Source organism: Kitasatospora sp. NPDC058190 (genome assembly GCF_042883685.1).
Classification (GTDB): Bacteria; Actinomycetota; Actinomycetes; order Streptomycetales; family Streptomycetaceae; genus Kitasatospora.
This window is the reverse complement of the sequence record NZ_JBHVVI010000029.1, coordinates 46,345-68,190: the sequence shown is the minus strand read 5'-3', so window position 1 is coordinate 68,190 and position 21,846 is coordinate 46,345. Positions and strand designations below refer to the sequence as shown.

Sequence of the window (21,846 nt, the reverse complement as noted above, 5' to 3'; positions counted from 1 at the left end):
CGCGGATGAGCAACCAGCGGGCCGGTGCGGCCGGCGACGCCGAGAAGGCCCGGTTTGGCCCTGGGCACCCTTCGGCGGATAGCCTTCCCGCCGTGCCGAAACCCGATCAAACCACCGTGAGTCCGCCCCGCCCGACCGGGAGCGCCGCCCTGCCGCTCGCCGAGCTGGCCGCTCAGCTGGGCCTGCCGCCCGTCGAGGGCGGCGCCGTCACCGGCGTCACCCACGACTCCCGCGCGGTGCGCCCGGGCGACGTGTACGTGGCCTTCCCGGGCGCCAACCACCACGGCGCGGCCTTCGCGGCCAAGGCCGCGGACGCCGGCGCGGTGGCCGTGCTCACCGACCCCGCGGGCGCCGAGCTGGCCGCCCCCACCGGTCTGCCGCTGCTGGTCGTCGACCGGCCGCGGGCCCGGATGGGCGAGCTGGCCGCGATCGTCTACGGCCGCCCGTCCGAGCGGCTGCTGATGATCGGGCTGACCGGCACCAACGGCAAGACCACCACCTCGTACCTGGTCGAGGGCGGTCTGCGCGGCGCCGGGCGCAGCCCCGGCGTGATCGGCACCGTGGAGATGCGGGTCGGCGAGGAGCGGATCAAGAGCGAGCGCACCACCCCCGAGGCCACCGACCTGCACGCGATCCTCGGCGTGATGGCCGAGCGCGGCGCGGACGCGGTGACCATGGAGGTCTCCAGCCACGCCCTGGTCTTCGGCCGCACCGACGGGGTGGCGTACGACGTCGCGCTGTTCAACAACCTCACCCCCGAGCACCTCGACTTCCACCCGGACATGGAGGACTACTTCCAGGCGAAGGCCCGGCTCTTCCAGCCCGGCAAGTCCCGCCACGGCGTGATCAACCTGGACGACGAGTACGGCCGCCGGCTGGCCGCCGAGGCCAAGATCCCGGTGACCACCTTCTCGGCCGCCGGCGCCGCCGAGGCCGACTGGCGGGCCGTGGACGTCCAGCTCGGCCCGGTGAGCTCCACCTTCCGGCTGCTCGGCCCGGACGGTGCCGAGGCCGACGCGGTCGCGCCGCTGCCCGGCCCGTTCAACGTCTCCAACGCGGTCGCCGCGATCACCGTGCTGGTCGCCGCCGGGCTGCCGCTGGAGCTTGCCGTGGCCGGCGTCGCCGCCGTCCCCGGCGTGCCGGGCCGGCTGGAGCGGGTGGACGCCGGACAGCCGTTCGTCGCCGTCGTGGACTACGCCCACAAGCCGGACGCCCTGCAGGCCGTCCTCGCCTCGCTGCGCGAGGTCACCAAGGGCCGCCTGCACGTGGTCGTCGGCTGCGGCGGCGACCGCGACCCGCACAAGCGCGGCCCGATGGGCGCCATCGCCGCCCGCCTCGCCGACACCGCCCTGCTGACCAGCGACAACCCGCGCAGCGAGGACCCGCTGGCGATCCTCGCCAGCATGCTGACCGGCGCCGCCGCGGTGCCCGAGGCCGAGCGCGGGGCCGTCCTGGTCGTCCCCGACCGGGCCGAGGCGATCCAGCTCGCCGTCGCCCGCGCCCGGGCGGGGGACACCGTGCTGGTGGCCGGCAAGGGCCACGAGCTCGGCCAGTACGTACGAGACGAGATCCGCCCCTTCGACGACCGGGAGGTGCTGCGCGAATCCATCGCGCGGACCACGGCCGCCGGGGGCGACCGAGGAGTAGAGCAGCAGTGATCGCACTGACCCTCGCCGAGGTGGCCGCCGCGGTCGGCGGCACCCTGGACGGCGCGGACCCGGACGTCCTGGTCACCGGCCCGGTCGAGGTCGACTCGCGGAAGGTGTGCCCCGGCGGCCTGTTCGCGGCCTTCGTCGGCGAGCGCGTGGACGGCCACGACTACGCCGTCACGGCGGTCGAGGCCGGCGCCGTCGCGGTGCTGGCCTCCCGCCCGGTCGGCGTGCCCGCCGTCCTGGTCGACAGTGTGGTGGAGGCGCTCGGCAAGCTGGCCCGCACCGTGGTCGCCCGCGCCGAGGGCACCGCCGTGGTCGCACTGACCGGCTCGGCCGGCAAGACCAGCACCAAGGACCTGATCGCCCAGCTGCTCCAGCGCCACGGCGAGACCGTCTTCCCGCCCGGCTCGCTCAACAACGAGATCGGTCACCCGATGACCGCGCTGCGGGTCGAGGCCGGCACCCGGCACCTGGTCATGGAGATGGGCGCCCGGCACAAGGGCGACATCGAGTACCTCACCTCGATCACCCCGCCCCGGATCGGCCTGGTGCTCAACGTCGGCACCGCCCACGTCGGCGAGTTCGGCTCCCAGGAGGCGATCGCCGAGGCCAAGGGCGAGCTGGTCGAGGCGCTGCCCGCCGAGGGCGCCGCGATCCTCAACGCGGACGACCGGCTGGTGCGCGCGATGGCCTCCCGGACCAGGGCGAAGGTGGTCTTCTTCGGGGAGTCCCCGGAGGCCGACGTCCGGGCGACCGACGTTCGCCTGGACGCCACCGGACGGCCATCGTTCACGCTCACCACCCCGGCCGGTTCCGCTCCCGTGCAGCTGCGCCTGTACGGTGAGCACCACGTCTCGAACGCCCTCGCCGCCGCCGCGGTGGCGATGGAGCTCGGGATGACCGTCGACGACACCGCGGCAGCCCTGGGCGAGGCGGGTGCGCTGTCCCGCTGGCGCATGGAGGTCGTCGACCGGGCCGATGGTGTCACCGTCGTCAACGACGCCTACAACGCGAACCCCGACTCGATGCGGGCCGCGCTGCGGGCGCTGGTCTCGATGGGTGGCCGCGGTCCGGAGCGCCGCCGCACCTGGGCGGTGCTCGGCGAGATGCGGGAGCTCGGCGAGGACAGCCTGGCCGAGCACGACGCCATCGGGCGGCTCGCCGTCCGGCTGGACGTCACCAAGCTGGTGGCGGTCGGCGGACGCGAGGCGGCCTGCATGGAACTCGGCGCGAGGAACGAAGGTTCGTGGGGTGAGGAGTCGGTGCTGGTGTCCGACGCGGACGCGGCGGTCGAGCTGCTGCGCAGTCAGCTGCGGCCGGGGGATGTGGTCCTGGTGAAGGCGTCCCGTTCGGTGGGGCTGGAGAAGGTGGCCGAGGCCCTCCTTGCGGACGGTGCTGCCCGATGATGAAGCAGATCCTCTTCTCCGGGATGATCGGCCTGATCCTCTCGCTGGTCGGCACGCCCGCCCTGATCAAGCTGCTCGCCCGGCAGGGCTACGGCCAGTACATCCGCGACGACGGCCCCAAGGCGCACCACAGCAAGAAGGGCACGCCCACCATGGGCGGCATCGCCTTCATCCTGGCGACCCTGATCGCGTACTTCGCCACGAAGGCGATAACGGGCGACAGCCCGACCGCCTCCGGGCTGCTGGTGCTCTTCCTGACCACGGGCCTCGGCCTGGTCGGCTTCCTGGACGACTACATCAAGGTGGTCAAGCGCCGCTCGCTGGGCCTGCGGGCCAAGGCGAAGCTGGCCGGCCAGTCGATCGTCGGCCTGGTGTTCGCCATCCTGGCGCTGCAGTTCCACGACGACCGCGGGCTCAGCCCGGCCTCCGAGAAGCTGTCCTTCGTACGCGACTTCCAGTGGGCGATCGGCCCGGTGCTGTTCGTCATCTTCGCGTACTTCATGATCGCGGCGACCTCCAACGGCGTGAACCTGACGGACGGCCTGGACGGCCTCGCCACCGGCGCCTCGGTGATGGCCTTCGGCGCCTACACCTTCATCGGCGTCTGGGAGTACACCCAGAGCTGCGCCTACTTCATCTCCGCCACCAACGTCTGCTACGACGTCCGCGACCCGCTGGACCTCGCGGTGGTGGCCGCCGCCCTGATGGGCTCCTGCTTCGGCTTCCTGTGGTGGAACACCTCGCCCGCCAAGATCTTCATGGGTGACACCGGCTCGCTGGCCCTCGGCGGCGCCCTGGCCGGTCTGGCGATCTGCTCCCGCACCGAGCTGCTGCTGATCCTGCTCGGCGGCCTCTTCATGATCATCACCCTGTCGGTGATCATCCAGGTCGGCTCCTTCCGGATGACCGGCAAGCGCGTCTTCAAGATGGCACCACTGCAACACCACTTCGAACTCAAGGGCTGGAGCGAGGTCCTGGTCGTGGTCCGCTTCTGGATCATCCAGGGTCTGTGCGTGGCCGTCGGCCTCGGCCTCTTCTACGCGGGATACCGGACCGGATGATGAATCCCCAGATGATCGAGTCGCAGTTCAATGACCTGCCCGTGGTGGTCGCCGGCCTCGGCGTCTCGGGCATCAGCGCCGCGCGCGTCCTGAACGGGCTCGGCGCGAGCGTCACCGTGGTGGACGGCGGCAGCGGCGAGGGCCTCAAGGCCCGCGCCGCCGAGCTGGAGGCGCTGGGCGTCACGGTGCGCCTGGGCGACGGCGCGAGCCTGCCCGAGGGCACCCGGCTGATCGTCACCTCGCCCGGCTGGGCCCCCGACAGCCCGCTGTTCGCCGCCGCCGAGGCAGCCGGCGTCCCGGTCTGGGGCGACGTCGAGCTGGCCTGGCGGCTGCGCAAGCCGCTGCCGGGCACCGGCGAGCCCGCCCCCTGGCTGGCCGTCACCGGCACCAACGGCAAGACCACCACCGTCCAGATGCTCGCCTCGATCCTCACGGCGGCCGGCAAGCGCACCGCCGCCGTCGGCAACGTCGGGGTCTCGGTACTGGACGCGGTGCTCGCCGAGGAGCCGTACGACGTGCTCGCCGTCGAGCTCTCCAGCTACCAGCTGCACTGGGCGCCCTCGCTGCGCCCGTACTCGGCGGCGGTGCTCAACCTGGCACCCGACCACCTCGACTGGCACGGCTCCATGGAGGCGTACGCCGCCGACAAGGGCCGGATCTACGAGGGCAACGTGGTCGCCTGCGTGTACAACCTGGCCGACCCGGCCACCGAGGCGCTGGTCATGGAGGCCGACGTCGAGGAGGGCTGCCGGGCGATCGGCTTCGGTCTCGGCGCGCCGAGCCCGTCGAACTTCGGCGTGGTGGACGGCCTGCTGGTGGACCGCGCCTTCGTCGAGGACCGGACCAAGAACGCGGCCGAGCTGGGCTCCGTCGAGGACGTCAACCCGCCGGCCCCGCACAACATCGCCAACGCGCTCGCCGCGGCGGCGCTGGCCCGGGCCTACGGGGTCGAGCCGAAGGCCGTCCGGGAGGGCCTGCGGGCCTTCCGCCCGGACGCCCACCGGATCGCCGAGGTCGGCGTGGTCCGCGAGGTCACGTACATCGACGACTCCAAGGCCACCAACACCCACGCCGCGGCGGCCTCGCTGGCCGCCTACCGGCCGATCGTCTGGATCGCCGGTGGCCTGGCCAAGGGCGCGACCTTCGACGACCTGGTCCAGGGCGCGGCCGAGCGGCTGCGCGCGGTCGTGCTGATCGGCCAGGACCGGGCGCTGATCCGCGAGGCGCTGGAGCGACACGCTCCGGATGTCCCGGTGATCGAGGCGGCCGAGGGCCAGACTGGCGCGGTGGCGATGACCGAGGTGGTTCGCACGGCCGCGTCGCTCGCCCGATCGGGTGACACGGTGCTGCTGGCCCCGGCCTGCGCCTCGATGGACATGTTCACCAACTACGGCGAGCGCGGCGACCTGTTCGCGGCGGCCGTCCGAGAGCTGGCGAACCCCTCCGGCGAGTGAGCCGAAGGGCCGCCGGGAGTGAGCCGAAGGGCCGCGCCGGCCGTCCGGGACGGGCGAACCTCGGGGAGTGAGCCGAAGGGCCGCCGCGAGTGAGCCAAAGGGCCGCGCCGACGCCGAAAGGGAGAAGCGAGGAGGCTCCGAGGAACGAGGGGCATCGGAGCGACGACCGTCGGCGTCGGGTCGGAGCGGCCCGGAGGCGAACGAGCCGCAAATGAAAGGGAGCGGGGAGCGGTGGCGGGGCAGGGCAGGGCGGATTCCGGCGTTTCCAAGCAGGATGCCGCCGAGCCGTGGCGAGTGATCTCCGCCACCACGACCAAGTACAAGTCGGCCGGTCCGCTGGGCCGCCTGCAGGCCTTCCGGGCCCGCGTGCGGTACTGGCTGGACCGGCCGCTCACGCCGTACCTGCTGGTCGTCGGCACCACGCTGTTGCTGGTGGTGCTGGGCCTGATGATGGTCTTCTCGGCCTCGCAGATCCTGGCCCTGAACCAGCACCACACGGCGCAGTACTACTTCCTCAAGCAGCTGATCGCGGCCATCCTCGGCCTGGTCCTGCTGGTCGGCTTCGCCTCCGTCCCGGTGGCGGTGCTGCGGGTGATCGTCTATCCCGTGATGTTCGGGGTGATCGGCGCGCTCGCGCTGGTCGCCGTGCCCGGCATCGGGGTGCGGATCAACGGCAACCAGAACTGGCTGGACTTCGGGTTCTTCCAGTTCCAGCCCTCCGAGTTCGCCAAGCTCGCGCTGGTGCTCTGGGGCGCAGACCTGCTCGCCCGCAAGCAGAAGGCCGGCACCCTCAGCTCGTGGAAGCACCTGCTGGTGCCGCTGGTGCCGGGTGCCCTGCTGCTGCTCGCGCTGATCATGATCGGCGGCGACATGGGCACCTCGATGATCCTGGTGGCCATGGTGTTCGCGCTGCTCTGGATGGTCGGCGCGCCGCTGCGGCTGTTCGTGGCCACCCTCGGGGTGGCGGTCGTGGTCTGCACCGCCCTGGTGATCACCGTCCCGCACCGGGCCGAGCGCCTGGGCTGCATCGGCGTCACCAAGCTCGACCCGGATGGCGCCTGCTTCCAGGCCCTGCACGGCGTGTACTCGTTCGCGCTCGGCGGCGGCTTCGGCACCGGCCTCGGAGCGGGCATGGAGAAGTGGGGCCAGCTGCCCGAGGCGCACACCGACTTCATCTTCGCCGCGACCGGCGAGGAACTGGGCCTGGTGGGGACGCTGTCGGTGATCGGTCTCTTCGCGGCACTAGGCTACGCGGGTATCCGTGTGGCCATCGGTACGAAGGACACCTTCGTCAGGTACGCCGCGGGAGCCGCCACCACCTGGATCATGGCGCAGGCCATGATCAACCTGGGGTCGGCACTGGGACTGCTGCCCATCGCGGGCGTCCCGCTCCCGCTGTTCTCCTACGGCGGTTCCGCCATGCTGTCGGCCATGTCCGCGATCGGAGTGCTGCTGTGCCTGGCACGCAGCTCCTCGGGCGCGAAGGCGGCCCTGGCCGCCCGGAGCAAGAACTCCCGGATCAGGAAGCGACTGGCCCGGGTGCTGCCACGACGACGAACCACAGCGCGCCCGGCCCCCGGGCCGGCACGCAGGGAGCGGTGAATTTCGGTGCATGTCGTACTCGCCGGCGGGGGGACCGCCGGTCACATCGAGCCGGCCATGGCCCTCGCGGACGCCCTCCGCAGGCACGACCCGTCCATCGGGATCACCGCCCTGGGCACCGAGAAGGGTCTGGAGACCCGGCTGGTGCCCGAGCGCGGCTACCAGCTGGAGCTCATCCCGGCCGTCCCGCTGCCCCGCAAGCCCACCCCCGAGCTGATCACGGTCCCCGGCCGGCTGCGCGGCACCGTCCGGGCCGCCCAGGAGATCATCGAGCGGGTCAACGCCGACGCCGTGGTCGGCTTCGGCGGTTACGTCGCGATGCCCGCCTACCTGGCCGCCAAGCGGGCCGGCGTGCCGATCGTGGTGCACGAGGCCAACGCCCGCCCGGGCCTGGCCAACAAGATCGGTGCCCGCTACACCGACTTCGTGGCCGTCTCCACCCCGGACAGCAAGCTGCGCGACTCCCGGTACATCGGCATCCCGCTGCGCCGGACCATCGCCACCCTGGACCGCAACGTCACCCGGCCGGAGGCCCGCCAGTACTTCGGCCTCGACCAGCGGCTGCCCACCCTGCTGGTCTCCGGCGGCTCCCAGGGCGCGCGCCGGCTGAACGAGACGGTCACCGCGATCGCCCCGCGGCTCCAGCAGTACGGCGTGCAGATCCTGCACGCGGTCGGCCCGAAGAACGAGCTGCCGCAGGTCGCGGACGTCCCCGGGATGCCGCCGTACCGTCCGGTGCCGTACATCGACCGGATGGACCTCGCCTACGCGGCCGCCGACCTGATGCTCTGCCGGGCCGGCGCCATGACGGTGGCCGAGCTGGCCGCGGTCGGCCTGCCCGCCGCCTTCGTGCCGCTGCCGATCGGCAACGGCGAGCAGCGGCTGAACGCCCAGCCGATGGTCAAGGCCGGCGGCGGTCTGCTGGTGGACGACGCCGAGCTGACCGCGGACTGGGTGCTGCAGAACGTGCTGCCGGTGCTCACCGACCCCCAGCGGCTGTGGGACATGAGCCGGGCCGCGGCCGAGTTCGGCCGCCGGGACGCCGACGACCTGCTGGTCGGCATGGTGTACGAGGCGATCCAGGCCCACCGGGGCGGCCGGCGCCGTGGCTGACGGTCGGCTCGCCGACCCTCTGGACGAGGAGCTGGAGGGGGAGGAGTCCGCTCCCCGCCTCCGGCTCTCCCGGCGGGGCATCGTGGTGCTGAGCGTGCTCGTCGCCGCGGTGCTGGGCGGGCTGGCCTGGCTGGTGTTCTACTCCCCGGCGCTGGACGTGCGCGATGTCGCCGTCCAGGGCACGAAGGACGAGAAGCTGACGTCGGACCAGGTCCGCGACGCGGTCGGCGGGCTGGCCGGCGGCCCGCTGGCCCGGGTGGACCTGGACGAGGTCAGGCACCGGGTGGAGGCGATCCCCCGGGTGGCCAAGGCCGAGGTGTGGCGGGGCTGGCCGCACACCCTGCAGGTCAAGGTGGTGCAGCGGACCGCCGCGGCCGCCGTCAAGGGGGAAGACGGCCAGTTCACCCAGGTGGATGCCACCGGCGTGAGCTTCGCCACCGAGGCGGCCCCGCCGGAGGGCGTGCCGGTGGTGGAGCTGCGGCTCAGCCAGCAGGCAAAAGACGTGGCCGGGGTGATCTCCCGCGCTCAGCTGGTGCAGGGTGCGGTGGCGGTGGCCGCGGGCCTTCCGCCGGAGATCGCCAAGCGGGCCGGATCGGTCCTCGTGCACTCCTACGACGACATCGAACTGCAGCTCAGCGGGGGTGCGACGGTGCGTTGGGGCAGCCCGGAGCAGAACGACCGCAAGGCCCGGGTGCTGCAGGCGCTGATGGCTCAGAAGGGCGCCAACTTCGACGTGAGTGCGCCGGAGGCGCCGGCGGTGTCCGGGTGATCCGCTAGATTCTGTGCCCGAGGGAGGGGTTGACGCCTCGAAGTGTCGGCCCGACTCTTGGTGGTCACCCCGGTTTCCATTGCCGGCCGATGATCACATAGGCTCAAAAGAAAAAGGGAAGCTCGGCGTGTTCGTTGAAACGCGTGCCCGGAGCCACCTAGTGTCCTGTGTCACCAGACTGTGTCCCCTGGCGATGTGACGGAGGCACAGGACTAACCCTAAAGGTCAAGTTTAGGGTTGGGGTCGGCGGTCGGCATTTCGGACATTCAGTCAGAAACCAGGCTCCCTACCCATCGACATCCGTCGGTACGGCCCCTCGCCCGGGCCGGGCCGACCCGGAATCTCGAGGCGAGAGGCCTTCGACGTGGCAGCACCGCAGAACTACCTCGCAGTCATCAAGGTCGTCGGTATCGGCGGCGGTGGTGTCAACGCCATCAACCGGATGATCGAGGTCGGTCTCAAGGGCGTCGAGTTCATCGCGATCAACACCGATGCGCAGGCCCTCCTCATGAGCGACGCCGACGTCAAGCTCGATGTGGGCCGTGAACTCACCCGGGGCCTCGGCGCCGGCGCCAACCCCGAGGTCGGCCGCAAGGCCGCCGAGGACCACCGCGAGGAGATCGAGGAGGTCCTCAAGGGGGCCGACATGGTCTTCGTGACCGCCGGTGAGGGTGGTGGCACGGGCACGGGCGGCGCGCCCGTCGTCGCCAACATCGCCCGCTCGCTGGGCGCCCTGACCATCGGCGTGGTCACCCGGCCCTTCACCTTCGAGGGACGTCGCCGGGCCAACCAGGCCGAGGACGGCATCGCCGCCCTGCGCGAAGAGGTCGACACCCTCATCGTGATCCCCAACGACCGACTGCTGTCCATCTCGGACCGCCAGGTCAGCGTGCTCGACGCGTTCCGGTCCGCGGACCAGGTCCTGCTCTCGGGTGTCCAGGGCATCACCGACCTGATCACCACCCCGGGTCTGATCAACCTCGACTTCGCCGACGTCAAGTCCGTCATGTCGGACGCCGGTTCGGCGCTCATGGGCATCGGCTCGGCCCGCGGTGAGGACCGCGCCAAGGCGGCCGCCGTGATGGCGATCTCCTCGCCGCTGCTGGAGGCCTCGATCGACGGCGCCCGCGGCGTGCTGCTGTCCATCTCGGGCGGCTCCGACCTCGGCCTGTTCGAGATCAACGAGTCGGCCCAGCTGGTCAGCGAGGCCGCCCACCCCGAGGCCAACATCATCTTCGGTGCGGTCATCGACGACGCGCTCGGCGACGAGGTGCGGGTCACCGTCATCGCGGCCGGCTTCGACGGCGGCCAGCCGCCGGCGATCGTCCGCGACCCGGTGGTCAAGTCCACCACCCCCGCCTCCCCGGCCACCCCGCCGGCCGCCCCGGAGCGCCCGGCCGGCCGTCCGTCCTACGGGAGCATCGGCTCGGTGACGTCCCGTTCGGAGGGGGAGGCCCCGGCCGCCCCGTCCCGTCCGGCCGAGACCCAGGCCACCACGACCGCGTCCGCCCCGGTGCCGCCGCAGGTGCAGCCGGCCCGGCAGCCGTTCGTGGAGAGCCCGGCCGAGGAGCTCGACGTCCCGGACTTCCTTAAGTGATCGATCACGCGGTACACGCGGGTGCTCACTTCGCCTTCACCGACAGGTGGGGCGGGGTGAGCACTTCGCCGTACGGGGAGCTCAACCTCGGCGGCGCCGTGGGGGACGACCCGGAGGTCGTCCGGGAGAACCGGGCGATCGCCGCCCGGGAGCTGGGGTTGGACCCGGCCGACGTGGTGTGGATGAACCAGGTGCACGGCGCCGAGGTCGTCGTGGTGACGGAGCGCCAGCCGCTGGGGGAGGCCCCCACGGTGGACGCGGTGGTCACCGACCGGCCGCTCGCGCTCGCGGTGCTGACCGCGGACTGCACTCCGGTGCTGTTGGCCGACCCGGTGGCGGGTGTGGTGGGCGCGGCCCACGCGGGCCGGCCCGGGCTGGCGGCAGGGGTGGTGCCCGCGGTCGTCAAGGCGATGGTCGAACTGGGGGCCGAGCCGGCGCGGATCACCGCCGCCACCGGCCCCGCGGTCTGCGGCCGCTGCTACGAGGTGCCGGCCCGGCTGCGCGCCGAAGTCGCCGAGGCGGTCCCGGCGGCCTTCGCCGAGACCTCGTGGGGCACCCCGGCCCTGGACGTGCCGGAGGGGGTCGCGGCCCAGCTGTCCGCGGTGGGGGTCACCGAGCTGGTGCGATCATCGGTCTGCACCCTCGAATCCGCCGATCACTTCTCCTATCGTCGTGAGCAGCGCACGGGCCGGCTCGCGAGCTACGTCTGGTTGGGCTCTGATCACTGATGACGAACGACATCTACGGACCGTTCCCGGGGGGCCCGGGCCCCTTCTTCCCGGACAAGAGCTGGCTGGAGGCGCTGACGGACGGTCAGCGGGCCCGGTTCGAGGAACTGGGGACCAACCTCGACGTGGTCGAGCGCCGGATCGTGGACGCCTGTGCGGCCGCCGGGCGCCCGCGCGAGGACATCACCCTGATCGTCGTCACCAAGACGTACCCGGCCGAGGACACCGCGCTGCTGGCCGGACTGGGGGTGACGGACGTCGCGGAGAACCGCGATCAGGACGCCGCGCCCAAGGCGGAGCAGTGCAGAAACCTTCCTCTTGACTGGCACTTCGTCGGACAGCTGCAGACCAACAAGGTCCGCTCGGTCGTCGGGTACGCGAACCACGTGCACTCGGTGGACCGGCTGCGGCTGGTCGAGTCGCTCTCGGCGGCGGTACTGAAGTCCGAGCGCCCGGAGCTGGGTTGCCTGGTGCAGGTGGCGCTGGACAAGGAGCACGGTGAGGGCGCGCACCGCGCCGGGGTCGCCCCGGAGGACGTCGCGGAACTCACCGACGCGATCGCCGACACGCCCGGGCTGCGACTGGACGGTGTGATGACCGTCGCTCCGCTGGCCGGTCCACTGGCCGGCGACCCGGTGCGCGCCTTCGACCGGCTGGCGGAAATCGCAACCGCCGTACGGGCGGCCCATCCGGCTGCCACCATGGTCTCCGCAGGGATGAGCGGCGACCTTGAGCAGGCGATTGCCGCCGGGGCGACACATGTGCGCGTCGGAACGGCGGTACTCGGAGTGAGGTCACCCCTCGGGTAACGTCACCGGGTAAGTAGATCAGACTGCAGGACAAAATAGGACAGAATCTAGCAGCTCTCCGGAGCGCTAGCGAACCGTGGATCGCAGCTCCGCGGCCCCTACCCACGAACCCTGACGGCGCGTCGCCTTGACGGGCCGTCGTGGGCGGACTGCGGGATCCGCAGGCGGGGCCGTGGCCCGGCCGTCGAGTCGGAGCCGGTGGTCCGCACGGAGCGAGCGAAGCGAGCGACCATCGGAAGGTGCGCGTTTCGCGAAGCAGCCACCGAGCGTCAGCGAGGTGGCCATGAGCGGAGGAGACAGGAGCATGGCCGGCGCGATGCGCAAGATGGCGGTCTACCTCGGCCTCGTGGAGGACGAGACGTACGACGGCCAGGGGTACGACCCCGACGACGACTACGACGCGGACCCCGAGCCGATCCGTACCGGGCAGCGGACCGAGGACATTCCCCGACCGGCCGCCCCCGCAGCAGCACCCGCCCCGGTCTCCTCGATCACCCCGCAACCGGTCCCGGCGGCGGTGCCGATCCGGCAGGAGACCCCGAGGATGGCTCCCGTGTCGTCCATCACACCCGAACGCCGCCACAATCTGGAGAAGAGCGCCCCGGTGATCATGCCCAAGGTAGTGAACGAACGAGAGCCCTACCGCATCACCACGCTGCACCCTCGGACCTACAACGAGGCCCGTACCATCGGGGAACAGTTCCGTGGCGGTACCCCCGTGATCATGAATCTGACCGAGATGGACGACACCGACGCGAAGCGGCTCGTAGACTTCGCCGCTGGACTCGTCTTCGGTCTGCACGGCAGTATCGAGCGCGTGACACAGAAGGTGTTCCTGCTGTCGCCTGCTAACGTCGATGTCACGGCGGAGGACAAGGCTCGGATCGCCGAGGGTGGGTTCTTCAACCAGAGCTGACCCGGCCACGACTTTACGTGTGGATCTGATCGACAGTGGTTGGCGACAGGTGACGAGCGGCAGGCCCTAGGGCCCTGGACCGGGGAGAGGGAAACGCGATGGACATCGTGTGGGCGGTGCTCTACTACGCCCTGACCGTCTTCCTGGTGTTCCTGCTCGTGCGACTGGTCATGGACTGGGTCTTCCAGTTCGCGCGTTCGTGGCGGCCCGGCAAGGCCATGGTCCTGGTCCTGGAGGCCACGTACACTGTCACGGATCCGCCGCTCAAGCTTCTTCGGCGGTTCATTCCGCCGTTGCGTTTCGGGGGCGTGGCGCTCGACCTGTCCTTCTTCGTACTGATGATCATTGTGTATGTCCTGATCTCGCTTGTGCACCCCTAGTCGTAGGTGAGCGATGCGACAGGATGCCGGTGTGCCGACGATCACGTTGAGGTGAAGAGATGCCATTGACCCCCGAGGACGTTCGGAACAAGCAGTTCACGACCGTCCGCCTGCGTGAAGGCTATGACGAGGACGAGGTCGATGCCTTCCTCGACGAGGTCGAGGCGGAGCTGACCCGCCTCCTCCGGGAGAACGAGGACCTGCGGGCCAAGCTGGCCGCCGCGACTCGCGCCGCCGCGCAGAACCAGGCCAACATGCGGAAGGAACCGCCGCAGGACGCGCAGCGTCCCGCCGCTCCCGTCCCGGCCGCCATATCCGGCCCGCCGATCCCCGGCCAGCAGGGCCCGGGCGGTCCGCAGCAGATGGGCCCCGGTGGCCCGCAGCAGATGGGCCCTGGTGGTCCCCAGCAGCAGCAGATGGGCAACCAGCCCCTCGGCCTGCCCTCCGGCGCCCCGCAGCTCCCGGCCGGTCCGGGTGGCCCCCAGCAGATGGGCGGCCCGCAGCAGCAGATGAACCAGACCATGGGCGGCCAGCAGCAGCTGGTCCAGCCGATGGGCGGTCAGATGCTCCAGCCCATGGGCGGTCCCGGTGGCCCGCAGCAGATGGGCAACCCGATGGGCCAGGGCATGGGCCAGCAGCAGATGCAGCCGATGGGCGGCCCCATGGGCGGTCCGCCGCAGCAGATGGGTGGCCCGATGGGCGGCCCGATGCAGCAGCAGGGCCCCGGCGGCGACAGCGCCGCCCGCGTGCTGGCGCTCGCCCAGCAGACCGCCGACCAGGCGATCTCCGAGGCCCGCTCCGAGGCCAACAAGATCGTCGGCGAGGCGCGCAGCCGGGCCGAGGGCCTGGAGCGCGACGCCCGTGCCAAGGCCGACGCCCTGGAGCGGGACGCGCAGGAGAAGCACCGCGTCGCGATGGGCTCGCTGGAGTCCGCGCGGGCCACGCTGGAGCGCAAGGTCGAGGACCTGCGGGCGTTCGAGCGTGAGTACCGGACGCGTCTGAAGTCGTACCTGGAGACCCAGCTGCGTCAGCTGGAGTCGCAGGCCGACGACTCGCTCGCCCCGCCGCGGATCCCCGCCACCGCGTCGCTGCCGCCGGCGGCCTCGTCGATGGCTCCGGCCGGTGCCGGTGCGATGACCTCCGGTGCACCGTCGTTCGGTGGCAACCAGCCGTCCTTCGGTGGCAGCTCGCCGTCGTTCGGTGGGCAGAGCTCCTTCGGCGGTAACCCGCCGGCGCCGAGCTTCGGCGGGCAGCCCGCCGGTGGCAACAGCGGGGCTCCGCAGATGCAGCCGGCCGGGATGACCCAGCCGATGGCGGCGGTCCGGCCGCAGCCGCCGCAGCCGATGCAGCAGGCTCCGGCGCCGATGCGGGGCTTCCTGATCGACGAGGACGGCGACAACTGAGGTTGTCGTAGCAGGGCTCTTTGAGGGCGTCCCCTTTCTGACCTTCGGGTCGGGGAGGGGGCGCTCTTTTTGCGTCGGGGCTGGGAGGGGGACGGGGGAGGGCCGGATCGCGGGAGGGGGGCTTCCGTTGTGCGTGGTTCCCCGCGCCCGTGTCGGGGCGCAGGGGCACGGGATGGGGAGGGCGCGCGGGAGGACGGGGACGGAGAGGGCGCGCGGGCGTGCGGGGGTGCGGGGGAGGCGTGGGGTGCGGGGAGGGTGCCGGGAAGTGTCGAGGGCGGACAAAGCGGAACCGCCGCCCGGCTCGGGAGCCGGGCGGCGGTTCGGGTGGGGTGGTCAGGCCTTGCGGAGTTGGAAGGCGAGGCCGAGGGATTCGTCGGTGAAGGTCTCGGAGGTCCAGTCGGCCGTGCCGGCGGCGAAGTCGGTGGCGAGAACCTCTTCGGCGACGAGGGGGCCGTGTTCGGCGATGGCCTCGGCGGTCTCCTCGGAGGTGGCGCGCCAGCGGAGGACGATGCGGTCGGCGACGTCCAGGCCGGAGTTCTTGCGGGCCTCCTGGATCTGGCGGATGGCGTCGCGGGCGATGCCGAGGCGCTTGAGCTCCGGGGTGATGGCCAGGTCGAGGGCGACGGTGGCGCCGGACTCGTTGGCGACGGCCCAGCCCTCGCGCGGGGTCTCGGTGATGATCACCTCATCGGGCGACAGGGTGATCGTCTCGCCGTCGAGTTCGACGCTGGTCGCGCCGTCGGCGCGCAGTTCGGCGGCCAGGCGGGCGGCGTCGGTGGCGGCGACCGCCTTGGCGACGTCCTGCACGCCCTTGCCGAAGCGCTTGCCCAGCGCGCGGAAGTTGGCCTTGGCGGTGGTGTCGACCAGCGAGCCGCCGACCTCCGCCAACGACTCCAGGGTGGTGACGTTGAGCTCCTCGGCGATCTGCGCGCGCAGGTCGGCGGGCAGCTCCTCCCAGCCCTGGGCGGCGACCAGCGCGCGGGACAGCGGCTGACGGGTCTTCACGCCGGACTCGGCGCGGGTGGCGCGGCCCAGCTCGACCAGGCGGCGGACCAGCGCCATGTGCCGGGAGAGCTCGGTGTCGATCAGGCTCTCGTCGGCCACCGGCCAGGTGGCCAGGTGGATCGAGGCCGGGGCGGCCGGGGTGACCGGGACGACCAGGTCCTGCCAGACCCGCTCGGTGATGAACGGGGTGAGCGGGGCCATCAGGCGGGTGACCGTCTCCAGCGCCTCGTGCAGGGTGGCGAGCGCGGCGGCGTCGCCCTGCCAGAAGCGGCGGCGGCCGCGGCGGACGTACCAGTTGGAGAGGTCGTCGACGAAGCCGGAGAGCAGCTTGCCGGCGCGCTGGGTGTCGTACGCCTCGAGGGCCGCGTCGACCTCGCGGACCAGGGTGTTCAGCTCGGAGAGCACCCAGCGGTCCAGCTGCGGGCGGTCGGCCGGGGCCGGGTCGCTCGCCGAGGGGGCCCAGTTCGAGGTGCGGGCGTACAGGGCCTGGAAGGCGACGGTGTTCCAGTAGGTGAGGAGGGTCTTGCGGACCACCTCCTGGATGGTGCCGTGGCCGACCCGGCGGGCCGACCAGGGCGAGCCGCCGGCCGCCATGAACCAGCGCACGGCGTCGGCGCCGTGCTGGTCCATCAACGGGATCGGCTCCAGGGTGTTGCCCAGGTGCTTGGACATCTTGCGGCCGTCCTCGGCCAGGATGTGGCCCAGGCAGACGACGTTCTCGTAGCTGTTCTTGTCGAACACCAGGGTGCCGACCGCCATCAGCGTGTAGAACCAGCCGCGGGTCTGGTCGATCGCCTCGGAGATGAACTGCGCCGGGTAGCGCTTCTCGAACAGCTCCTTGTTCTGGTACGGGTAGCCGTACTGGGCGAAGGGCATCGAGCCCGAGTCGTACCAGGCGTCGATGACCTCGGGCACGCGGGTGGCGGTGCCGCCGCAGTCGCGGCAGGCGAAGGTCACCTCGTCGATGAACGGGCGGTGCGGGTCGAGGCCGCTCTGGTCGGTGCCGGTGAGCTCGGTCAGCTCGGCCAGCGAGCCGACGCAGGTCAGGTGGCCCTCCTCGCAGCGCCAGATCGGCAGCGGGGTGCCCCAGTAGCGGTTGCGGCTGAGCGCCCAGTCGATGTTGTTGTTCAGCCAGTCGCCGAAGCGGCCGTGCTTGACCGTCTCCGGGAACCAGTTGGTGGCCTCGTTCTCGCGGATCAGCGCGTCCTTGACGGCGGTGGTCCGGATGTACCAGGACGGCTGCGCGTAGTAGAGCAGCGCGGTGTGGCAGCGCCAGCAGTGCGGGTAGCTGTGCTCGTACGGCACGTGGCGGAAGAGCAGGCCGCGCTCCTTCAGGTCCGCGACCAGGGCCTCGTCGGCCTTCTTGAAGAACTGGCCGCCGACCAGCGGGACCTCGGGGGCGAAGGTGCCGTCGGCGAGCACCGGGTTGACCACCGGCAGGCCGTACTTGCGGCAGGTCGCGAGGTCGTCCGCACCGAAGGCCGGGGACTGGTGGACGACACCGGTGCCGTCCTCGGTGGTGACGTAGTCGGCGTTGAGGACGAAGTGGGCGTTCTCCATCTCGACCAGCTCGAACGGGCGCTGGTAGTTCCAGTGCTCCATCTCGATGCCGGTGAAGGACTCGCCGGTGGGCTCCCAGCCCTCGCCGAGGGCCTTGGCGAGCAGCGGCTCGGCGACGACCAGCTTCTCGTTGCCGTCGGTGGCCACCACGTAGGTGACCGTCGGGTTGACCGCGAGGGCGGTGTTGGAGACCAGGGTCCACGGGGTGGTGGTCCAGGCGAGCAGGGCCGCCTGGCCGGCCAGCGGGCCGCCGGTGAGCGGGAAGCGGACGTAGACCGAGGGGTCGACCACGGTCTCGTAGCCCTGGGCCAGCTCGTGGTCGGACAGGCCGGTGCCGCAGCGCGGGCACCAGGGGGCGACGCGGTGGTCCTGGACCAGCAGGCCCTTGTCGAAGATCTGCTTGAGCGACCACCAGACGGACTGGACGTAGGACGGGTCCATCGTCCGGTAGGCCTCGTCGAGGTCGACCCAGTACCCCATGCGGGTGGTGAGCCTGGAGAACTCGTCGGTGTGGCGGGTCACCGACTCGCGGCACTTGGCGTTGAACTCGGCGATGCCGTACTTCTCGATGTCCTGCTTGCCGGAGAAGCCCAGCTCCTTCTCGACGGCCAGCTCGACCGGCAGGCCGTGGCAGTCCCAACCGGCCTTGCGGGCGACGTGGTAGCCCTTCATCGTCCGGTAGCGCGGGAAGACGTCCTTGAAGACGCGCGCCTCGATGTGGTGGGCGCCGGGCATGCCGTTGGCGGTCGGCGGGCCCTCGTAGAACACCCACTCGGGGCGGCCCTCGGACTGCTCCAGGCTGCGCTGGAAGATCTTGTTGTCCTGCCAGAACGACAGGATCTGGTGCTCCAGGGCAGGCAGGTCCACCTGCGCCGGGACGGGGTTGTAGGAGCTGCTCATCGCGGGCGTCTACCTCCGGCGGATGCTGGGACTGGATCCTCCGGAGGGACGAGACGGCCTGGCCGCCCCGCGGTACCACCCTCCTTGGCCGCGGTGCTGCGTTGCGGCCCTCTTGTTTGGGCTTGCTGCCGGGTCTAGTGGGCCGCCGCGGGCTGCGCGGTGGCCGTTCTTCCGGCGGCTCCGGGGTGATCTTCCCGTCGTGCACACCCCCGGGCTCGCACCGTCCCCGGGTCGCTGGTGGCTGCGTACGTCGGTACTCGTCCCATCTGCGCCTTGCAGGCCCAGTGTATCGGCCGGGCGAGTCGGTTTGTCCAAACCGTTTCCGCGGGGGTGGTTTCGGGCATGGACGGGCTGGTCGGCGGGGTGGTTAGGCGGGGGTGAGGTGGGCACAAGTCTGTCAGCGCGCGGGGCGTGGCGGTTGGGGCGGCTGCCTGGGTGGGATCATCGCGAGGCGCCGGTATGTCATGTTGTGACCGGTTTTGATCGGGATTATCGTTCCGGCACTGGAAGCCGCCGGGAACCGGCGGCTCGATTCGTTCGTAGATGGGGTCGAAGCCATGGCTGAGAAGGCATCCGGCGCGGGTACCGCCACCAAGCGGGCACGCAAGGCCGTGGCGGCCGATCCAGGGGAGGGGACCGTGACCACTACCGCACCTCAGAACAGCACCGACATCGTCACCGCGCCGCGCGGAGCCGAATCCGTCGACCCGGCCACCCTGCCGGTCCGACCCGGCGAGGACCCGTGGACCTCGGCGGAGGTCCACGAGCTCCACGACGAGCTGATCAGCGACCTGGAGCGGCTGCGCGGCGAGATCGACGCCGCCGACGCCGCCATCGCGGGCCTGATGCGTGACTCCAACGACGGAGCCGGCGACGACCAGGTGGACGCCGGTACGAAGAACATCTCTCGGGAGAGCGAGCTGGCGCTCGCCAACAACGCCCGGGACAGCCTCGCCCAGACGGAGCGCGCCCTGGAGCGACTCGAAGGCGTCGGCTTCGGCATCTGCGAATCCTGCGGCCAGGCCATCGGCAAGGCCCGGATGCAGGCCTTCCCCCGGGCGACGCTCTGCGTCCAGTGCAAGGCCAAGCAGGAACGCCGCTGAACCGGGCCGTCGGGGCGACGCTTGGGGTCGGGCTTGCCGTACGCTCGACCCCGTAACGTCGCCTGACGTGTCCGGAGCGGTTCCTCGACGGATTCCAGGGCGGCATCGGCCCACCACCCTCCCCCGCCTCCTGCCCGGGGGAGCTCCATCGGCAGCGGAGCGGATCATCAGTACGCAAGGTTCCCCCCAGACCCGGGACGACGCCGTCCCGTACCCCGCCGATGCCGTGGAGGTGGCCGTGGCCGATCCCACCGACCCCGCGGAGGCGGCTTCGACGGACGGCGGGACAGCGGTGGAGAAGCCCAAGGGCCGGCGGCGGGTCGGCGTGCTGCTGGTCGTCGCGGTGCTCGCCTTCCTGATCGACCTCGGCAGCAAGCTGCTGGTCGTCGCCAGGCTGGAGAACCACGCCGCGATCAAGGTGATCGGCGACGTCGTCACCCTCCAGGTGATCCGCAACTCCGGCGCGGCCTTCGGCATGGGGCAGGCGCTGACCGTCGTCTTCACGATGATCGCCTCGGCCGTCATCGTGGTGATCTGGCGGATCGCCCGCCGGCTGTACAGCCTCCCGTGGGCGATCGCGCTCGGGCTGCTGCTCGGCGGGGCGCTCGGGAACCTCACCGACCGGCTGTTCCGCGCGCCGGGCGTCTTCCGCGGGCACGTCGTGGACTTCATCTCCGTCCAGCACTTCGCGGTGTTCAACCTCGCCGACTCGGCGATCGTCTGCGGCGGGATCCTCGTGGTGCTGCTCTCCTTCAAGGGCAGCAACCCGGACGGGACCGTCCACCAGCAGACGGACAAGGGCGACAAGTAGGGACCTGCCCCTCCCGGCCGGAACCGGCGGCGGGAGGGGCAGGGCCGCGTTTCCGGCATACTCGTACGGGTGAGTACCGCAGCGCAGATCCGCAGCCTCCCCGTACCCGACGGCCTGGAGGGCGAGCGCCTCGACGCCGCCCTCGCCCGGATGTTCGGCTTCTCCCGGACCAAGGCCGCCGAGTTGGCCGCCGAGGGCAAGGTGACGCTCGACGGCGCCGTGGCCGGAAAGTCGGACCGGGTGACCGCCGGTTCCTGGCTGGAGGTCGAGATCCCCGCCCCCGCCGCCCCGGTGCAGATCGTGGCCGAGCCGGTCGAGGGCATGCGGATCGTCCACGACGACGAGGACATCGTGCTGGTCGACAAGCCGGTCGGCGTCGCCGCGCACCCGAGCCCCGGCTGGTCCGGGCCCACCGTCATCGGTGGGCTCGCCGCGGCCGGCTACCGGATCTCCACCTCGGGTGCCGCCGAGCGGCAGGGCATCGTGCACCGGCTCGACGTCGGCACCTCGGGGCTGATGGTGGTCGCCAAGTCCGAGCGGGCGTACACCGACCTCAAGCGGCAGTTCCACGACCGGATCACCGAGAAGCGGTACCACACCCTGGTCCAGGGGCACCCGGACCCGATGAGCGGCACGGTGGACGCGCCGATCGGGCGGCACCCCAGCTCGGACTGGAAGTGGGCCGTGACGCGTGACGGCAAGGCGTCGATCACCCACTACGACCTGATCGAGGCGTACCGGGCGGCCTCGCTGCTCGCCATCAAGCTGGAGACCGGCCGCACCCACCAGATCCGCGTCCACATGTCCGCGCTGCGGCACCCGTGCGTCGGTGACCTGACGTACGGCGCCGACCCGACGCTGGCGAAGCGGCTCGGGCTGACCCGGCAGTGGCTGCACGCCGTCTCGCTCGGCTTCGAGCACCCGGCGGACGGACAGTGGGTCGAGTTCGGCAGCGAGTACCCGGCGGACCTGCAGAAGGCGCTGGACATCATCGCGGCGGAGAGCTGACGTGCCGGTCTCGATCCGGGTCGCCGAGGGGGAGGCGGACCTGGCGCTGGTGCGGGAGGTTCGGCGTGAGGTGTTCATCGTCGAGCAGAACGTGCCGGAGGAGCTGGAGTACGACGAGTACGACGGGACCTCGGTACACCTGCTGGCCGTCGGGGCCGACGGGGCCGCGCTGGGGACCGGGCGGCTGATCTTCGGTGAGCACGCGCTGAAGCTGACCGGGGGCGTCGAGGGGCGGGTGCTGCTCGGGCGGCTCGCGGTGCTCGCCGCCGCGCGGGGGACCGGGCTCGGGGCCGAGCTGGTCCGGGCGATCGAGGCGGCGGGGCTTGAGCGCGGGGCCGTCGAGGTCGAGCTGCACGCTCAGGTGCAGGCGCTCGGGTTCTACGAGCGGCTGGGCTACGTGGCGGAGGGGCCGGTGTACGACGACGCGGGGATTCCGCATCGGACGATGACGCGGATCCTGTAGGCGGCCGGGAGGCTCGTGCGGGCCCGGCCTCACGCTTCGCGCGGTTCCCCGCGCCCCTGTCGGGGCGCGGGGAACTTTGTTTTCGGGGAGGGGGAGGGTGAGAGGG

General features: G+C 71.6%; 18 protein-coding genes. 17 read left to right on the top strand and 1 reads right to left on the bottom strand.

All coding sequences use genetic code 11. The features are described from left to right. Positions 1-5 precede the first annotated feature (5 nt). The 13 genes from ACFVWU_RS16180 (at position 6) to ACFVWU_RS16120 (ending at position 14,890) form a co-directional block, all read left to right on the top strand. Positions 6-1,658, top strand: coding sequence for a UDP-N-acetylmuramoyl-L-alanyl-D-glutamate--2,6-diaminopimelate ligase (locus ACFVWU_RS16180; RefSeq protein ID WP_387620615.1), 1,653 nt, complete (start codon positions 6-8; stop codon positions 1,656-1,658). Further along, complete coding sequence (gene murF / locus ACFVWU_RS16175; RefSeq protein ID WP_387620613.1) at positions 1,655-3,058, top strand: UDP-N-acetylmuramoyl-tripeptide--D-alanyl-D-alanine ligase; 1,404 nt, start codon at positions 1,655-1,657, stop codon at positions 3,056-3,058. The genes ACFVWU_RS16180 and murF overlap by 4 nt, the downstream gene beginning before the upstream one ends. Continuing rightward, entirely contained in the window at positions 3,058-4,119 is a 1,062-nt protein-coding gene (mraY, locus tag ACFVWU_RS16170; RefSeq protein ID WP_387620639.1) for a phospho-N-acetylmuramoyl-pentapeptide-transferase, read from the top strand. Before murF ends, mraY begins: the two co-directional genes overlap by 1 nt. A gap of 11 nt (positions 4,120-4,130) precedes the next feature. Beyond that, a complete protein-coding gene (murD, locus tag ACFVWU_RS16165) occupies positions 4,131-5,573 on the top strand; it encodes a UDP-N-acetylmuramoyl-L-alanine--D-glutamate ligase (RefSeq protein ID WP_387620610.1) in 1,443 nt (480 codons plus the stop codon). Between the two features lie 294 nt (positions 5,574-5,867). After that, positions 5,868-7,175, top strand: coding sequence for a putative lipid II flippase FtsW (ftsW, locus tag ACFVWU_RS16160; protein ID WP_387620606.1), 1,308 nt, complete (start codon positions 5,868-5,870; stop codon positions 7,173-7,175). Positions 7,176-7,181: 6 nt separating this feature from the next. After that, positions 7,182-8,288, top strand: coding sequence for an undecaprenyldiphospho-muramoylpentapeptide beta-N-acetylglucosaminyltransferase (murG, locus tag ACFVWU_RS16155; RefSeq protein ID WP_387620603.1), 1,107 nt, complete (start codon positions 7,182-7,184; stop codon positions 8,286-8,288). Next, positions 8,281-9,057 (top strand): cell division protein FtsQ/DivIB, encoded by a 777-nt coding sequence (locus ACFVWU_RS16150; RefSeq protein ID WP_387620600.1) that lies wholly within the window; start codon positions 8,281-8,283, stop codon positions 9,055-9,057. Before murG ends, ACFVWU_RS16150 begins: the two co-directional genes overlap by 8 nt. A gap of 364 nt (positions 9,058-9,421) precedes the next feature. Continuing rightward, positions 9,422-10,654 carry a cell division protein FtsZ gene (ftsZ, locus tag ACFVWU_RS16145; protein ID WP_387620598.1) on the top strand — a complete coding sequence of 411 codons (1,233 nt, stop codon included), beginning with the start codon at positions 9,422-9,424 and terminating at the stop codon, positions 10,652-10,654. Then, positions 10,651-11,382, top strand: a complete 732-nt coding sequence (pgeF, locus tag ACFVWU_RS16140) for a peptidoglycan editing factor PgeF (RefSeq protein WP_387620595.1) — start codon at positions 10,651-10,653, stop codon at positions 11,380-11,382. The genes ftsZ and pgeF overlap by 4 nt, the downstream gene beginning before the upstream one ends. Continuing rightward, the gene (locus ACFVWU_RS16135) at positions 11,382-12,191 is read left to right on the top strand and encodes a YggS family pyridoxal phosphate-dependent enzyme (protein ID WP_387620593.1); all 810 of its coding nucleotides are present in this window, start codon (positions 11,382-11,384) and stop codon (positions 12,189-12,191) included. The genes pgeF and ACFVWU_RS16135 overlap by 1 nt, the downstream gene beginning before the upstream one ends. A 304-nt stretch (positions 12,192-12,495) precedes the next feature. Next, on the top strand, positions 12,496-13,107 hold the full coding sequence (locus tag ACFVWU_RS16130) for a cell division protein SepF (protein ID WP_387620590.1): 612 nt from the start codon (positions 12,496-12,498) through the stop codon (positions 13,105-13,107). Positions 13,108-13,205: 98 nt separating this feature from the next. Further along, complete coding sequence (locus ACFVWU_RS16125; protein WP_030282903.1) at positions 13,206-13,487, top strand: YggT family protein; 282 nt, start codon at positions 13,206-13,208, stop codon at positions 13,485-13,487. Between the two features lie 59 nt (positions 13,488-13,546). After that, positions 13,547-14,890 carry a DivIVA domain-containing protein gene (locus tag ACFVWU_RS16120; protein ID WP_387620586.1) on the top strand — a complete coding sequence of 448 codons (1,344 nt, stop codon included), beginning with the start codon at positions 13,547-13,549 and terminating at the stop codon, positions 14,888-14,890. Between the two features lie 333 nt (positions 14,891-15,223). Here ACFVWU_RS16120 and ileS read toward each other — a convergent pair whose 3' ends face one another. Then, on the bottom strand, positions 15,224-18,355 hold the full coding sequence (ileS, locus tag ACFVWU_RS16115; protein ID WP_387620582.1) for an isoleucine--tRNA ligase: 3,132 nt from the start codon (positions 18,353-18,355) through the stop codon (positions 15,224-15,226). Between the two features lie 638 nt (positions 18,356-18,993). Here ileS and ACFVWU_RS16110 point away from each other — a divergent pair. From ACFVWU_RS16110 to ACFVWU_RS16095, 4 genes are all read left to right on the top strand, one after another. Then, a complete protein-coding gene (locus ACFVWU_RS16110) occupies positions 18,994-19,458 on the top strand; it encodes a TraR/DksA family transcriptional regulator (protein ID WP_387620579.1) in 465 nt (154 codons plus the stop codon). Between the two features lie 163 nt (positions 19,459-19,621). After that, positions 19,622-20,269, top strand: a complete 648-nt coding sequence (gene lspA, locus ACFVWU_RS16105) for a signal peptidase II (RefSeq protein WP_387620636.1) — start codon at positions 19,622-19,624, stop codon at positions 20,267-20,269. 69 nt (positions 20,270-20,338) lie between these two features. Further along, on the top strand, positions 20,339-21,277 hold the full coding sequence (locus ACFVWU_RS16100) for an RluA family pseudouridine synthase (RefSeq protein WP_387620576.1): 939 nt from the start codon (positions 20,339-20,341) through the stop codon (positions 21,275-21,277). Position 21,278: 1 nt separating this feature from the next. Further along, positions 21,279-21,740, top strand: a complete 462-nt coding sequence (locus ACFVWU_RS16095) for a GNAT family N-acetyltransferase (RefSeq protein WP_387620573.1) — start codon at positions 21,279-21,281, stop codon at positions 21,738-21,740. Positions 21,741-21,846 lie beyond the last annotated feature (106 nt).